Consider the following 14,784-nt stretch of genomic DNA (forward strand, 5'->3'; position numbering starts at 1 on the left):
GGGGTCATTTGAAGACAAAATGGCGAAACTTTAGGAAGGGGGGTATCAATGATGGTGGCGCGGAAGAAAATGGAGGAGTTGCAAAGTCCCGGTCCGGATATTCCATCGAATTACTCACGGCTAGTTGCACGTGAGCTGAATCTGACAGCCAGACAACTTCCGCGTCTGCTGCGGGGCACTGGACTTGGGGTGACGCAATTTTTGAGCGAGGACGGACTGCTTACTGTGGCTCAGCAGATACAGATCCTGCGTAATGCAATGGATCTGTCCGGCCAGCCAGAATTTGGGTTAAGGCTGGGTAAACGAATGACTCCGGCAACCCACGGAGCAATGGGGTTCGTGGCTTACAGCAGCCCCGACCTCCTCACTGCTCTACACGCGATTCGGACATTCCTGCCCACGCGCGCGAGCTTCATCCAGTTGCACTTGCAGCAAGTCGGTGAGCGTTTGGAATGTATTCTGCAGTACCTGGGGCCATTAGACGATGACATACAGCGTTGCCTGTCGGATGCGATGCTCAAGGCACTTTTCGAATTCGGCGAGTTCATGGTTGGCCGCCCTTTGCGCGAGGCTGAAGTATGCTTTGCCCATCCGAAACCCGAGTATCACGCAACGTATTCGGACTTTTTGTCCGGGCAGATTCACTTTGATTGCAGCCAATTAAAACTCAGCTTGCCGATGGCCTTGTGTCGGGAACCAAACGCCTCTGCCAATCATGAAAACTATCATCTGGCCATGCGACAGTGTGAAGCCATGCTTGCGCAACTTCAGTCCGATAAGCCAAGCTACCAGACCCGGCTGAAGAAGATGATGTTGTCCCGGCCGCCGGGAACGCTCAATGAAGAGGAAGCGGCTGCCTCTCTGTTCATCAGCAAACGCACCCTGTCGCGTAAACTCAGCTATGAAGGCAGCAATTTTCGAAAAATCCGTGACGAGATTCTGTCTCAGCAGGCAGCGCTGTACCTGCGTGACAGCGAACTGTCAATCGAGGCCATTGCTGCGTTGATGAATTATCACGACAGTGCCAATTTCAGACGCGCCTTCAAACGCTGGTTTGGCCAGCCACCTGAGCAATTCAGGCTAAACGTCAGATCACACACCATCTATACACGTGATTAACAAACATAAACCGGCGCTAATTACGCTTGGGGAGCCAGTGCCTATGTTCGTACACTTTTCCTGATTACACCATCCATGATGACGTTCCAGACAAAATCACCAATGCCGTCGAGTGTATAGACACCTTTCGGATCAAACCAGGTTGCGACCCAGTTGAGCGCCCCGAGGCCGATTAGGCGAAGCAGGCGAGCATTGACATCCTTCCGAATCACGCCTTGCTCAATCATCGTTTCGATGATCTCGGCCCAAAGGGATTCATACTGGTCACGCAAAGCGATGATGTCCCCGCGGGCCTCCGCGCTCAGTGAACGCCACTCAAACAAAAGTACGTAAACCGTATCCGAATCAACCAGCAGGGCGTGCAAATGTGCGTTGATACAAAGACGCAATCGTTCCACGGGATCGTCCGAGCTGGCGTACGCGGTTTCAACCTCTGTTGTAACCAGGTCTACTCCCCGACGCATCAGCTCAACGAGCAGCGCTTCCTTGCTGCTGTAACGATAATACAGACTTCCGGGCAGCATATTGCAGGCTTCTGCAATCTCCTTAAGAGATGTCCTTTCAAAACCTTTCTCACGAAACAGCCGGGCGGCGTTAGACAAAACATTACCCTGATCGCCTAGTTTGCTTGCAGGGGTAATCTGTCTGTCAACCATGGCTTAAACACCTCCTGAGCAATCCCGTTTATTAATCATCAGAGCAGCCATCATTCGATTCGTTTCACTGATCGTACGCCATTACACCGGTGCCGTGCCATTTGGATTAACAAAGTGTTGACTTTTGGTTGGTTGACCAACCAAACTTTGGAAACAATGCTACTCACAAGAGAACGCCATGGCAATGACCTATGACAATCCACTGGTCCTCTACACTTCCGCCCCTGCGCGAAATGCATGTCAGACTGAGCGGATCTGATGAACGATCTGAACAAACTTCAGCACAGTGACGCTGTGACGACGGCGTGGCAGTTCACCGAACAGGTTCCTCACGGCAGGGATCTGGGCATGCAAGTTGTCTCGGTAGACCAGGGCCAGGTCTGTATGCGGCTAACCCCGCAGTCATGGATGTTCGCCCATAAGGATACAAAAGAAATCTGCACCAGCGTACTTTACTCGCTGGCAGACTCCGCCGGAGGCTTGGCGGTATTCGCGGGTGCCCTGGAGTTGATGCCCATTGCCACTCTGGATCTGCGCATGGATTATTTGCGGCCTGCCATCGGCGACCGGGCCCTGTCAGCGGTGGCCACCTGTCGTCATTTATCGGACGATGTCGCGTTTATTCATTGTGACATCCTTAGCGAGGGAAATCGCGAGTTACTAGCGACGGCAAACGCCACCTTCATGCGTAACACCCAGGGACAGCAATTGCATGCAGGTGGACGAGGAAAGGAGAGCGCATGAGCACGACTGGCGATTCGGCCCCACAAATCTCAGGCACTGCGGAAAGTGCGAAAGAATGTGCTGACTGGCAGGCTCTTCTGGAGCGCATTCCCTATGCACAGCACCTCGGGCTTGAGGTTCAGCGCGGTGATGCAGGCGTATTGGTTCATTTGCCGTGTCGTGAAGCGCTGATTGGCAACTTCATGCTACCAGCCCTCCATGGCGGCGTGCTTGGAGCCCTGATCGAACTCACCGCGCGGGTGGCTGCGCAAAGCCAGGATGCAGAGACACGTTGCCCGCGCATTCTCGACAGCCACATCAATTACCTCCGCTCCGCGAAGGCCCGATCGACGTTCGCCAGGGCCGACATTATTCGGCAAGGCAGGCGCACCAGCCTGGTCCAGGTGACCTGCTGGCAAGGCGATGATAAAAAACCGATCGCCACTGGTCAGGTTCAGTTATTGCTCCCGACAATGGCCGCCCAACAAGAAGACCGTCATGGACATTAAGCACAACACACCTGAACGCGACGAATTCCGGGCGACGGATGGCGCCGATATCGCACTGTGGCGCTGGCCGCAATCCAAAGCGCGCCCCACGCTGCACTGGGCACATGCCACGGGTTTCCATGGCCGCCTGTACCATCCACTGCTTGACGAGCTCGCCACGGACTTCAATGTCCTTGCCTGGGACATGCGAGGACACGGGGCCAGCGTTGGTGCAGCCAACCTGTCGACATTCCGGGGCTGGGAAATCTATTATCGCGACCTGATCGCTCTGCTGGAATGCCTGGACGAGCCGGTCTGGCTTGCCGGCCATTCCATTGGTGCCACCACCAGCATCATGGCCGCTGCCCGGCGGCCTGATAAAGTGCTGGGTCTGATTCTGGCGGAACCGGTGATCATGGACCCGATGCAGGGTCTGAAGTTGTGGTTGACGAAGCTGTTACGTCAGTCACAACGGTTGTCACTGGCCGCAGGAGCCGCACGTCGGCGCAGAGTATTCCAGTCGCACGCTGCTGCGCTAGAAAACTATCGTGGCCGCGGTGGCTTCAAGACCTGGCCCGAAGCATGGCTGAACGCCTACGTCCAACACGCCTTCGTGCCGCAGGGTGACCAAGTTCAATTGGCGTGTGCGCCCGAGTGGGAGAGCACCACCTTTGCCCATACCGAACACAACCCCTGGCCCGGTATTCGTCAGTTGCGGTGCCCGGTTATAGCACTGGCGGCGGAACGCGGGTCAACCTTCTCACCAAAGGCACAAAAACGCCTGAAGGCCCTGCTGCCTTCGGCTGACATAAGGATTCTTGAAGGCACGACCTATTTTCTGCCTATGGAACAGAAGGACACCGTTCGCGATGCCATCCTGCAACTAGCTTTAACTGGATGCCGCGAGAACTGATATCCACACCTTAATCTTGCCGATCGAGACATCTGCCATGCGCTTTCTGCTGACCCTGTTTATCTCGCTGCTCATTCTGTCAGGTTGTCAGCAGTCCGCGGAAACGCCTCCAGAGGCCCGCCCCCCTGTTCCCTGGGTAAAAACAGTGGAATTGAAGGAGGCAGGTCCAACATCTCAGAGGTTTTCAGGAACCCTGCGAGGCCGCCACGAAGTTCCCCAGGCCTTTCAGATCGCCGGCCGGATTCAACAACGTTTCATCGATCCCGGTCAGCGCGTGGAAAAAGGCGACTTACTGTTCAAACTCGATTCACGAGACCTTATCGCAACCGCGGAGGGGGCCGCCGCAGATCTGAGGCGTGCAGAAGCGGCCCTGGCCATTGCCACTAATGAGCTCCAGCGACAGCGGGAACTGGTAGGACGTCAGTTTGTCAGCGAACAAACCCTGCAACGCCTTGAACTGGCGGAGCGTGAAGCACGCAGCCAGGTGGAAACGGCTTCTGCACGAAATCAGCAGGCTCAGAATGCTCTGGGATATGCGGAACTAAAAGCCGCCAATGCAGGCGTGATCACCGAGGTCATCGTTGAGCCCGGCCAGGTTGTGGGTGTCGGTCAAACCCTTGCCGTTCTGGCTGAAGATCAATCCCTGGAAGTCGAGGTCTTTTTACCTCAGGGCAGCAACCCGCCCCGGCAAGGTTATGTTCCTTTACCCAATGGCGAACAGCTTGCGGTGAATCTGAGAGAGATTGCCGGGGCTGCCGACGCCAGAAGCCGGAGCTGGCGTGCCCGATACAGCCTGGAGGGGCCCTACCCTTCGTCTTTAACGCTTGGTTCAGTGGTGAGTGTCCGGCTGATGCAGAAACAAACCACGGCCAGCCATCGTGTACCGCTGGGTGCCCTTGATGAGAGAGGAGAAACGCCGCAGGTCTGGTTGGTCTCCGACGGCATGGTGACCCCCCTTGCGGTCGAGGTTATCGATTTGGGTGAGGAGTATGCGCAGATCCGGGCCAACATCAACGCGACTACGCCGATCGTCGCATTAGGGACACACCTGCTCACGCCTGGCATGGCGGTGCGGGAGCTGGCTCAATGAGCTTGCCTAATCTTTCCGCACTGGCAGTGCGCGAGCGTTCGGTCACTCTCTTTTTTCTTTTGATGTCCGTTGTTGCGGGCTTCTACGCGTTCTCATCCCTTGGTCGGGCGGAAGACCCTGCGTTCACCGTGCGGTCGATGGTGGTCTCTGTGGTTTGGCCGGGAGCAACCCCCGAGGTGCTACGGAATCAGGTGGCGGATCGTCTGGAAAAGCAAATCCAGGAAGTGGCGTATTTCGACACTGTTGAAACCACCATTCGGCCCGGACAGGCCACCATGCTTATCCGATTCCAGGATTATACGCCCAGTGAAAAAATGCCCGATCTCTACTATCAGGTTCGCAAGCGCATGTCCGATGAAAGCCTCAATCTCCCCCGTGGTGTCATCGGCCCCATCGTTAACGATGATTTCTCAGACGTGTATTTCTCCCTGATGGCCGTCACAGCACCGGGAATGCCAATGCGTGAACTGACCCGCGAGGCAGAAGAGATACGAGATCGCCTGCAACTGCTTCCCGGCTTGCAAAAGGCACAGATCCTGGCTGAGCGTCCTGAGCGGGTGTATCTCGAGTTTGATCAGGACCGGCTCAACAATCTCGGCTTGTCGGCAGAAGAAGTGTTGCAGGCGATAGAGGCCAACAATCGCCTTGAGCCTCTGGGCTTTGTTGATCTTGCCGGCCCGCGGGTTTATGTCCGCAGCAACATTGACCTGTCTGACCTTGAGCGCCTCGCCTCAGTACCTCTGCGTATCGGAGACCAAGTTATCACCGCGTCTGATCTGGCCGAGGTGCGTTTGGGCTATGAAGATCCGTTGAACTACATCGTCCGTTCCAGCGGTGAGGATGCGATCCTCCTGGGCGTCGTCATGGAGGCGGGCGAAAATGGCCTGGAGTTTGGTGAACGGCTCAGTAAGTTTGTCAGCACTGAACAGGCCAGGCTGCCCCTGGGGATGTCAATACAGACCCTGACCAACCAGGCTGAGGCCATCACTCAGGCCGTTGATCTTTTTCAGGTCAAGTTTCTGGTGGCATTGGTCGTCGTAATGGGCGTCAGTATTCTGGCGATCGGCCTGCGTGCGGGTTTAGTGGTGGGCATTGCGATTCCCGTTACTCTCGGGCTGACCTTTTTATTGATGAAAATAGCGGGCATTAACCTGGACCGCATCACCCTGGGCGCGTTGATTATCGCGCTGGGCCTGTTAGTGGACGATGCGATCATCGCCATTGAAATGATGATTGTGAAGATGGAGAGTGGCTGGGACCGGGTACGGGCAGCCAGTCATGCCTGGAGCGTCACAGCCGCGCCCATGCTGTCTGGAACGCTAGTAACAGTGGCCGGTTTTGTCCCCATCGGCTTTGCTCAGTCGGGTGTCGGGGAATACACCGGTAACATCTTCTGGGTGCTGGCTTTTGCGTTGCTGATTTCCTGGGGGGTGGCGGTCACCTTTACGCCTTATCTGGGCGTCAAGCTATTGCCCGATTACATCGGGCATACTGGCCAGGACCTTTACCAAAGCGCTTTTTATCAGCGGTTGCGTGGGGTGATTGCAGCGTGTGTAAGGTACCGAAAAACCGTCGTTTTTCTCACAGTGGGTTTACTGGCTCTCAGTGCTTTCGGTATGGCAACCCAGGTACAGAAGCAGTTTTTTCCCAGTTCTGATCGCCCCGAGGTTCTGATCAGTGTCTATGCTCCGCAGGGGAGCGCTATTGCCACCACGGATCAAAGCGTCAGACGCCTCGAAGCGATATTGATGGACATGCCGGAGGTTAAAAGCCTGTCCGCTTACATCGGTGCCGGTGCACCCCGATTCTTCGTATCGGCAAACCCCGAGCAGCCGGACCCGGCGTTTGCCAAGTTGATTGCCATCGGGCAGGACGTTGAAGGGCGCGATCACATCATCTCGACGCTGGAGGCCAAAATCGCGGCGGGTGAGTTTCCTGAGGCGAGAGTGCGTGTAACGCGTTTGCTGTACGGCCCGCCGGTGGCCTGGCCGGTCAGTTTTCGAGTGTTGGGTCCGGAACCCGATCAACTCAGAGAGATCGCGCACCAGATTCGGACTCTCATGACCGGGCATCCGAACATCGTCATGCCGCACCTCGAATGGGATGAGCGTGTGCCCACGCTCTATCTTGAGTTGGACCCGGAAAACCTGGGCTGGATGGGCCTGACCCCGGCAGAGGTTGCACGGCAACTCCAGTTCCAGCTTCGCGGCGTGGCCGTTACCGAGTTACGCCAGGGCATAAGGAGCGTTCAACTGGTGGCGCGTAATGCCCGCGGTGAAATCATGATGCCCGAAGATCTTGAAATCAAAACCCGCGACGGCCGCAAACTCTCCGTAAAACAACTGGGGCAGTGGCAGGTTCGTTATGAGGAACCGGTTATAAAGCGTTACAACCGCGCCCCCTTCCTGGCCGTTCAGGCGGATGTGGAAGGCGCCCAGCCACCGGATGTCACCAAAGAGATCTGGAGTACGATGGCAGGCCTGCGTGAACGGTTACCGGACGGTTATCGTATTGAAATTGGCGGTACGGTGGAGCAATCCGCCAAGGCCAACGCCTCCATTCAGACTTTACAACCGGTGATGTTGGCGTTGATGCTGATTTTCATCATGCTTCAGATGCGTTCATTTATCGGCACCTTGACCGTTCTGGCCACCGCGCCATTGGGACTCATTGGCGCTGTGCTGGCTTTGCTGTTGTTTAATCAACCTTTTGGCTTTACCGCGTTGTTGGGGCTCATTGGCCTGGGCGGTATCCTGATGCGAAACACCATGATTCTGACGCAGCAGGTGCAGGACAACTTCACAACTGGGATGGCTGCCCGGGAAGCCGTGGTCGAGGCAGCCGTCCAACGCGCCCGCCCCGTGGTACTCACTGCCCTGGCGGCCGTTCTGGCGTTTGTACCTCTGACCTTTGACCTTTTCTGGGGGCCGCTCGCTTATGTGCTTATAGGGGGCGTAGCAGTCGGCACTCTGATCACCCTACTGTTTGTTCCAGCGCTTTACGCACTCTGGTTTCGGTTAGAGCAAAAGTGAGCCAGGTGTTTGAGCTCCGAAGTAATCCTTACATAGCCGACGAAGCCAGAACCGGGAAATTCAGGGGTTACTTGCCCCTTCCCGTGAAATGAATTGCCCCGGTCCCCGGAGACATTCAGAATCGGTAACTCATAAAAACACCAGTGTAGGCTTGGGTAGCCTCCCCGATATCACTGACAATCGGGCTATCCTCTGCATCGCCGGTTAATTGTGACACCCCGGCGGTCGCGGTGACCGACCATTGCGCAGACAACGAATAGGTCAAACTGCCTGTCAGGCCATACCGGGCATAGCCATCAGGGCTATAGGAGGCCAAGCCGGAGCGGGCACTTTCCGTATCGGAAATACCAAACCTATCGTCTGTCCAGTCATCACTGCTGTAGGTCAGGTTCGGCCCCAGGGAGGCAAACCATTGATCGCTGAACTGGTTCCGCCATCGTGCCTTAAGCACCACCTGATAGCCATCGACATCGCCGGTGAAGGGAGATTGGACGGCTGCGCTGTACAACCATGCGTCGTGATTGTAAGCAACGCGCAAGCCGGCGATCGCGCCGCCATCAATCTTGTCCAGGCGTTCAAGATCCTCATCATTGTCGCGCCCCAGAATGCTGACATACCTTCCGCTACGGCGACTTTTTGGTGGCCGGCCAGAAATGATGAGACGGCTGCCCGCACAATTTGTTCAATCTGTTCAGTATAAACTAAACGTAACACAATTAATGATTGACAGCCATCCATGATGGAATTGTCCTGCGCCGGTGGAATTTGCGGAACGCTCCCGTTCTAATCTTGTCGCTTGCGTTTGAAAAATGTCTCGGGTTCAGGAATTTTTGAGGTTGGCGGAATTTTCCATAACCCGCTCAAAAACACGCAGGGCGACTTCCAGGTCGGTATTTTCAATGCCTTTCAGCATCTCCTCTCGCAACACATTCGCCCGCTCATTCAGATCGCTCATAAAGCGCTCATCGGCATGGGTAAGATACAGCAGCCTGGCGCGCCGATCACGCTTACAGGGCCGGCGTTCAATCAGACCCTGCTCCTCGAGGCTATCAAGCAGGCGGACCAATGTCGGATTTTCGATGGTCATCAAATGGGCTAACTCCCGCTGGGTCAATCCTCCACCACCACGCTGTAGGCAAACCATGGTGAACCAACGAGCCTGGGTAACCCCCAGGTCTTTCAGGCGCTCATCCAATAACTTGCGCCAGCGCCTTGCTACCCGGGCATTGGCGAAAGGAAACTGATCTCTAGGGGTTTGCGGGTCCATATCACTGTCCTGCTATTGCTGGCTCAGTATCAGTAAATCGCAAGCTAATCATGGAGGCAAGTCTGCGTTACGCACTAACCAGGTTTGCGCCAGATCAATAGGCAGCATCACGCAGATTCCGAGGCCAGCTAAGGAACTTTTCCTTCCACTGAGACAGGTAACTCGCCGCTTCTTCAGAGACAGGAGGCCTTCAACGTACTGTCGCCCTGATAGACACCCTTGCTGCCGGGACCGACAACCGGCTAAAAAAACTGGCGCCGAGCGATCCGCAACGCCGTAGCATCTTCACTCGACACCCGCCGGGGCTTCGGCACGGCGTCTTCCAGGCAATCCGCATCCGCTATGGTCAGTCCCCGGTCGAGTAGAGCCTGCAAGGACGACAACAAGGCCAAGTTCCGCTTATCGGGCAGAATGGCATGAACTCTGGGGTTGGGTGACCAAAAACTGGTAGTTCAATGTAAGCGTCCGCCCATCACACCTTGTCAGGTTTAGCCGGCGTCCAGTTGTGGGGCAACAGCTCGTCGATGGGCGGCGGAGGAGCGGTGCTCGGCCAGATGATTATTCCTGTGCCAGTGCTGGGGGCTTTGCTCGGAAACCTGGTTGGCTCGACCCTCGGTGCGGTTGGTGTCAGCTATGCAAATAACAAGGTATTAGGAATCTGTATTGAGTCTGGCTGGACTTTCTGGGGGCTGGTCGATCAGTCCTATGTGGTTCCAGAAGAGGTGCTCAAGGAAGCGGGTTTTGATCTCTTTGCACGCCAGCTTTTCAAGCCTGAACAGTTCAATATAGCCCGTTTCAATTTGCCATTTTTTCAAAAGAATAGCCTTAGTTTTACGGTTGTCAGAAGGGGGGTTATTTCATTTAATACCGTGGGGTATATGTGATAGAAAACGGAAGGATAAATTATTTAATTCATGGCAATACATAACAAAGCATTGCAGCGGACAAGCCGCTGAATGCGGCGTTGAGGCTGTAGAAAAAACCCGAAATCCCCCTCGGTTTTGGTAGCATCAGGCAAACGGACAAGGAGTGGTCAGATGCCCCGCTTCAAGCACTACAACTACGACCAAGACGCCATGGTCGTCATCAACTACCAAGAACAGCTGCAGCCCGGCACCTTTGAACACGCGGTGCATTATCTGATCGAGCACAAACTGGACCTGTCGGTATTCCATCCAAGGTATCGCAATGAAGACACCGGCCGGCTGGCCTACGATCCGGCGATCCTCCTGAAGATCATCCTGTTCGCCTACTCCAAAGGCATCACCTCCAGCCGCGAGATGCAGTGGTGCTGCGAGACTAACATCATCTTCAAAGCTCTGTCCTGCGACACGGTTCCACACTTCACCACCCTGGCTAAATTCGTCAGCAGCCACTCGGATGAGATCGAAGAACTATTCGAGCAGGTATTGTTGGTCTGCCACGAACAGGGCCTGCTGGGCAACGAACTCTTCGCCATCGACGGGTGCAAGATGTCGTCGAATGCTGCCAAAGAATGGTCCGGCACCTTTAAGGAACTGGAAGAGAAACGCACCAAACTGCGCCGGCTGGTTCGCCATCATCTCAAGGCCCATTACGAGCGGGACGAGGCAGAGACCGAAGCCGAACTGGACCGGGATATCCGACGAGCCAAAACCATCCTGTCATTGGATGAGGCTGCCAAGAAAGTCGACCGCTTCCTAAAGACGAACCGCCCAAGGATGGGCCGGGGGAAGCGAAACAAGGAAGTGAAGAGCAACATCACCGATAACGAAAGCGCCAAGATGACCACCAGCAAGGGCACGATCCAGGGCTATAACGGCGTGGCCACGGTGGACAAGAAGCACCAAGTCATTATTGATGCCCAGGCCTTTGGCGAAGGCCAGGAACATCACACCCTGCAACCAGTGCTGGAGAGCGTGGAGGCCCGCTTCAAAAAGCTCGGTATCGCTGACAGCATTTATCAGCAGGGCACTGTGATCACCGCCGACACCGGCTTCGCCAACGAAGCCAACATGAAGTACTTGCACGAACGGCAGATCAACGGCTACGTGCCAGACAACAAGTTCCGCAGCCGCGACCCGAAGTTCCAGAACCAGAAAGACAAATACGGCAAGCGCCATCAGAACCAGCCAAGCACGGGTTGGAAAGAGATCATCCCGGCCAGTGAATTCCGGTTCGATCCTGTGAACCTGACCTGCATCTGCCCGGCGGGAGAAATCCTCAAGTACCACGGTACCCGGGCAGACCAGAACGGCCAGAGCCGAGCCTATTTCCAGGGGCGTTTACTGCAATGCCGTCATTGCCCGAGGAAGCATCAGTGCATGCAGAACCCGGACGCCGCCAATCATCGGAAAGGCAAAGGCCGACAAGTGTCGTTCACCATCGAGCACAAGCGCCTGCCGAACTACACCGACTGGATGAAACACCGGGTGGATAGCCCGCAGGGCAAAGAGATCTACAGCCACCGTATGTCGGTGGTGGAACCGGTGTTCGGCAACATCGGCACGAACAAGGGCCTTAATCGCTTCAGTTTGCGGGGCAAGAAAAAAGTGCAGGGCCAGTGGCAGCTATACTGCCTGGTGCACAATATTGAGAAGCTAGCGAATTACGGGCGAATGGCGGCGTAATGCTGAGAGCGGAAGTGCCGGAAGAGCACCTGCTGGAAACCAGCAATGCCGGCGCCAAAAGCCCCAAAAGGCCAAAGCGGATGGCTGAATATAGAAATCACGAGAATCGGCCAGTTGAAGGCCGCGATAAAAATTACAGGAATCAGGCGCTGGGAATGACTCGGAATCGGGTTTTTCTACGGCCTCGTTAGAACTGATGATTCACATGGAGGGTTGAGGAAACATGGGTAGATGCACAGCACCAGCAAGAGGACATCGTTCAGCGAGCGCGGCGGCCAACTGCCCTGCATGTGGCGGGCGCTATAGTCGTTACGGAAGCGGAGGCTACAGTCCATACTCGATTCCATCTTATCCCTCGTCTCGGAGCAGTAGCAGCAGCGGCGGATCAAGCCGCAGTGCAAAGCCACGCTGGTCGAAATCAGGTTCTTCTGTACCGTACACATATGCTCAAGTGCAGTCTCTCGAACCCATCCGAGAAACCGTAGAGATTCGAGCAGCACAACAACCTGATCTTCGTGATGTTTTCTTGTGTCATGCCTGGGGCGATCGTAAAGAAGCGGCTAAAGACCTGCATGATTTGCTTGTGGCTTCTGGCGTAAAAGTTTGGTTCAGCGAGAACGATCTTGGGCTTGGCGTACCAATGATGCGGGCCATCGACAGGGGTTTGGCGAATTCGCGAATAGGACTTGTACTGGTCACCCCAGCGATGCTCGAACGCTTACCAAAAGAGAGCGTCGCAGACAAAGAGCTTTCAGCACTGCTGGCACGTAACCAACTCATTCCCATCGTGCACAACACATCCTATGAAGCTCTTCGAAATGTTAGCCCCATGCTTGCCTCTCGAACTGGATTGGATACTGCTGATGACTCAATGGAAGTTGTCGCGAAAAAAATCGCCGAGTTGGTAGAGGTATAATTCGGTGGCCATATGTTCTAACAAGAGGCTGTTGCCGGACGCGCCTACGCTGGCGCTTCGGCACGCCGCAAAGCCAGGCGTTAATTGCCAGGGAGAGGTATGGAGATCAGCTTCAAGGTAAACCATCCCATTACCACGGATCAGTTCATCGGTTTGCTGGATAGCTCTACCCTTGGGGAGCGTCGGCCAATTCACGATCGAGATTGTATGGAGGGAATGGTTTCCAACTCCAATCTCATCGTAAGCGCTTGGGATGACTCTCTACTTGTCGGTCTTGCCCGCAGTGTCACTGACTTTCACTATGCTTGCTACCTGTCAGATCTGGCCGTTCATAGAAACTATCAGAGGTCAGGCATAGGTAAGCGATTGCAGTCACTGACCCAAGAACACCTGGGCCCGCTTTGTAAATTGATACTCATCGCAGCGCCGGCAGCGAACTCATACTATGGTCAGATTGGTTACACACACAATGAGCGTTGTTGGGTTCTAGATCCGGGGGTGACCCCCTCTGGCGGCTTTACGCCAATTGTACAAGGTTGCGGTACTGATGCCTTCCTGGCTGGCCAACTCGGCAACAGTCAGACTGTGAGGTGGGGCCATCTTCTGGAGAATGGCTTCTTTACGTTCCGGTGAATAATGGGGCATGGTTGTCCTCTGAAATGTTCAGGCGACAACTACGCTGACACATAGGGCTTAGTATCAATTAGTAGAGCTAGTTACTAATTAGCAGAACGAATTACTAATTGGCACTAATCCGTGAACCGTGTTGAAAAAACAATTAGAGCTAGTGTCCCGTCCGGGTAATCCGTTTATTTATTGTCAATAACACTCAGCTTTGCTCGCGCCACTGAAGTCATAATCGATTCTGCACTCTTGTGCCAGCGGAACGGCTTTGCCAGTTTCTCATTGTGAGTTTGGATAAAGCGACGAATCGCCTTCTTCAGTTCGCCGACACTGGTAAAAATGCCACGGTACAAAGCACGGCGTTCCAGTTGACCAAACCAGCCCTCCACGGCATTCAGCCAAGAGGCGCTGGTTGGCGTAAAGTGAAGCTTGAATCGGGGATGTTTTTCCAGCCAGGCTTTCACTTCTGGTGTTTTGTGAGTCGAGCTGTTGTCCAGAATCAGGTGAAGGTCCTGCTCTTTCGGTGTTTCTCGATCAATTTGTCGCAGAAAGTCGAGAAACTCTTTGGCGCGGTGGCGTTGTGTAATGCGCCCAATCACTTCGCCGTTCAGGATATTCAGAGCCGCGTATAAGCTGGTCGTCCCGTGCCTCTTGTAATCGTGGGTACGGCGCTCGATCTGGCCGGGTTTCAGTTGCAGCTTTGGTTGAGTGCGATCCAGTGCCTGGATCTGCGTTTTTTCGTCAACCGACAGCACCAGCGCGTTATCCGGCGGATTCAGGTACAGGCCAACGACATCGAAAACCTTCTCAGCAAAGTCCGGATCATTGCTTATTTTGAAGGTTTTCAGCCGGTGCGGTTTCAGGTCAGCGGCTTTCCAGATCTGATGCACTTGCCAGCGACTGACACCGGCATATTCGGCCATCAACCGGATGCTCCAGTGGGTAGATTCCTTGGGCACCTTTTTGACCGTGTCATCAAGAATTGCTTTAACCTTTTTCTGATCCAGCTTTCTGGGTTGTCCAGGTCTTGGTGCATCCCGAAGACCGCTCAGGCCCTGTTCGGTGTAACGATTACGCCACTTAAATACCGTGGCCGTCGTGGTTCCCAGTTGCTCCGCAACGACTTTGGGTGATTCACCGGCATTCAGGGCCAAAACGATTCGTGCTCGCAGAACAAGATTCTGACTCAGCGTGCTTGTTCGCAGCCAGCTTTCCAGCTCCAGTTGATCGTTTACCGTAAGATTAAAGGGTGCTGGTTTCCGGGCCAAAACAGAGTCTCCGAGCTCGTAAATAATAGCTCGAATTATAGCGCACTTCCGCTTAGGAATTAACCAGACGGAACACTAG

At 54.8% G+C, this 14,784-nt stretch carries 13 protein-coding genes and 2 pseudogenes; 10 read left to right on the forward strand and 5 right to left on the reverse strand.

All coding sequences use genetic code 11. The features are described 5' to 3' along the window. Positions 1-48: 48 nt before the first annotated feature. Complete coding sequence (gene cypR / locus B9Q17_RS11850; RefSeq protein ID WP_228285755.1) at positions 49-1,119, forward strand: transcriptional regulator CypR; 1,071 nt, start codon at positions 49-51, stop codon at positions 1,117-1,119. 41 nt (positions 1,120-1,160) lie between these two features. Here the strand turns inward: cypR and B9Q17_RS11855 are convergent, their stop codons facing one another. Beyond that, complete coding sequence (locus B9Q17_RS11855) at positions 1,161-1,775, reverse strand: TetR/AcrR family transcriptional regulator (RefSeq protein ID WP_011784139.1); 615 nt, start codon at positions 1,773-1,775, stop codon at positions 1,161-1,163. A 258-nt stretch (positions 1,776-2,033) separates the two neighbouring features. Here B9Q17_RS11855 and B9Q17_RS11860 point away from each other — a divergent pair, with 258 nt between their 5' ends. Genes B9Q17_RS11860 through B9Q17_RS11880 form a run of 5 tightly spaced genes read left to right on the forward strand, consistent with a single transcriptional unit; the run spans position 2,034 to position 8,021 of the window. Continuing rightward, on the forward strand, positions 2,034-2,519 hold the full coding sequence (locus tag B9Q17_RS11860; protein ID WP_022988827.1) for a PaaI family thioesterase: 486 nt from the start codon (positions 2,034-2,036) through the stop codon (positions 2,517-2,519). Next, a complete protein-coding gene (locus B9Q17_RS11865) occupies positions 2,516-3,007 on the forward strand; it encodes a PaaI family thioesterase (RefSeq protein ID WP_022988828.1) in 492 nt (163 codons plus the stop codon). The genes B9Q17_RS11860 and B9Q17_RS11865 overlap by 4 nt, the downstream gene beginning before the upstream one ends. Next, complete coding sequence (locus B9Q17_RS11870) at positions 2,997-3,899, forward strand: alpha/beta fold hydrolase (RefSeq protein ID WP_094625386.1); 903 nt, start codon at positions 2,997-2,999, stop codon at positions 3,897-3,899. The genes B9Q17_RS11865 and B9Q17_RS11870 overlap by 11 nt, the downstream gene beginning before the upstream one ends. Before the next feature lie 37 nt (positions 3,900-3,936). After that, complete coding sequence (locus tag B9Q17_RS11875; protein ID WP_091817893.1) at positions 3,937-4,989, forward strand: efflux RND transporter periplasmic adaptor subunit; 1,053 nt, start codon at positions 3,937-3,939, stop codon at positions 4,987-4,989. Further along, the gene (locus B9Q17_RS11880; protein WP_091817884.1) at positions 4,986-8,021 is read left to right on the forward strand and encodes an efflux RND transporter permease subunit; all 3,036 of its coding nucleotides are present in this window, start codon (positions 4,986-4,988) and stop codon (positions 8,019-8,021) included. The genes B9Q17_RS11875 and B9Q17_RS11880 overlap by 4 nt, the downstream gene beginning before the upstream one ends. A gap of 115 nt (positions 8,022-8,136) precedes the next feature. On the opposite strand, the gene B9Q17_RS11885 is transcribed toward B9Q17_RS11880, so the two are convergent. Both B9Q17_RS11885 and B9Q17_RS11890 read right to left on the reverse strand, forming a co-directional pair. Next, entirely contained in the window at positions 8,137-8,679 is a 543-nt protein-coding gene (locus B9Q17_RS11885; protein WP_320407656.1) for a MipA/OmpV family protein, read from the reverse strand. Positions 8,680-8,841: 162 nt separating this feature from the next. Beyond that, positions 8,842-9,288, reverse strand: a complete 447-nt coding sequence (locus B9Q17_RS11890) for a MarR family transcriptional regulator (protein WP_094625387.1) — start codon at positions 9,286-9,288, stop codon at positions 8,842-8,844. Positions 9,289-9,791: 503 nt separating this feature from the next. Between B9Q17_RS11890 and B9Q17_RS11895 the strand changes: the two genes are divergently transcribed. From B9Q17_RS11895 to B9Q17_RS18585, 4 genes and pseudogenes are all read left to right on the forward strand, one after another. After that, the gene (locus B9Q17_RS11895) at positions 9,792-10,172 is read left to right on the forward strand and encodes a hypothetical protein (RefSeq protein ID WP_154707637.1); all 381 of its coding nucleotides are present in this window, start codon (positions 9,792-9,794) and stop codon (positions 10,170-10,172) included. A gap of 153 nt (positions 10,173-10,325) precedes the next feature. After that, a complete protein-coding gene (locus B9Q17_RS11900; protein WP_094625389.1) occupies positions 10,326-11,897 on the forward strand; it encodes an IS1182 family transposase in 1,572 nt (523 codons plus the stop codon). Positions 11,898-12,348: 451 nt separating this feature from the next. Next, positions 12,349-12,813 (forward strand): toll/interleukin-1 receptor domain-containing protein, encoded by a 465-nt coding sequence (locus B9Q17_RS11905; protein ID WP_244177379.1) that lies wholly within the window; start codon positions 12,349-12,351, stop codon positions 12,811-12,813. A gap of 99 nt (positions 12,814-12,912) precedes the next feature. Beyond that, positions 12,913-13,269, forward strand: a pseudogene (locus tag B9Q17_RS18585) (GNAT family N-acetyltransferase); the annotation flags it as partial. A gap of 51 nt (positions 13,270-13,320) precedes the next feature. Here the strand turns inward: B9Q17_RS18585 and B9Q17_RS11915 are convergent. Both B9Q17_RS11915 and B9Q17_RS11920 read right to left on the reverse strand, forming a co-directional pair. Next, positions 13,321-13,458: pseudogene (locus B9Q17_RS11915) on the reverse strand (transposase); the annotation flags it as partial. A gap of 164 nt (positions 13,459-13,622) precedes the next feature. Then, the gene (locus B9Q17_RS11920) at positions 13,623-14,705 is read right to left on the reverse strand and encodes an IS630 family transposase (RefSeq protein WP_094625391.1); all 1,083 of its coding nucleotides are present in this window, start codon (positions 14,703-14,705) and stop codon (positions 13,623-13,625) included. Between the last annotated feature and the right edge of the window lie 79 nt (positions 14,706-14,784).

This window comes from Marinobacter vinifirmus (assembly GCF_002258215.1).
Classification (GTDB): Bacteria; Pseudomonadota; Gammaproteobacteria; order Pseudomonadales; family Oleiphilaceae; genus Marinobacter; species Marinobacter vinifirmus.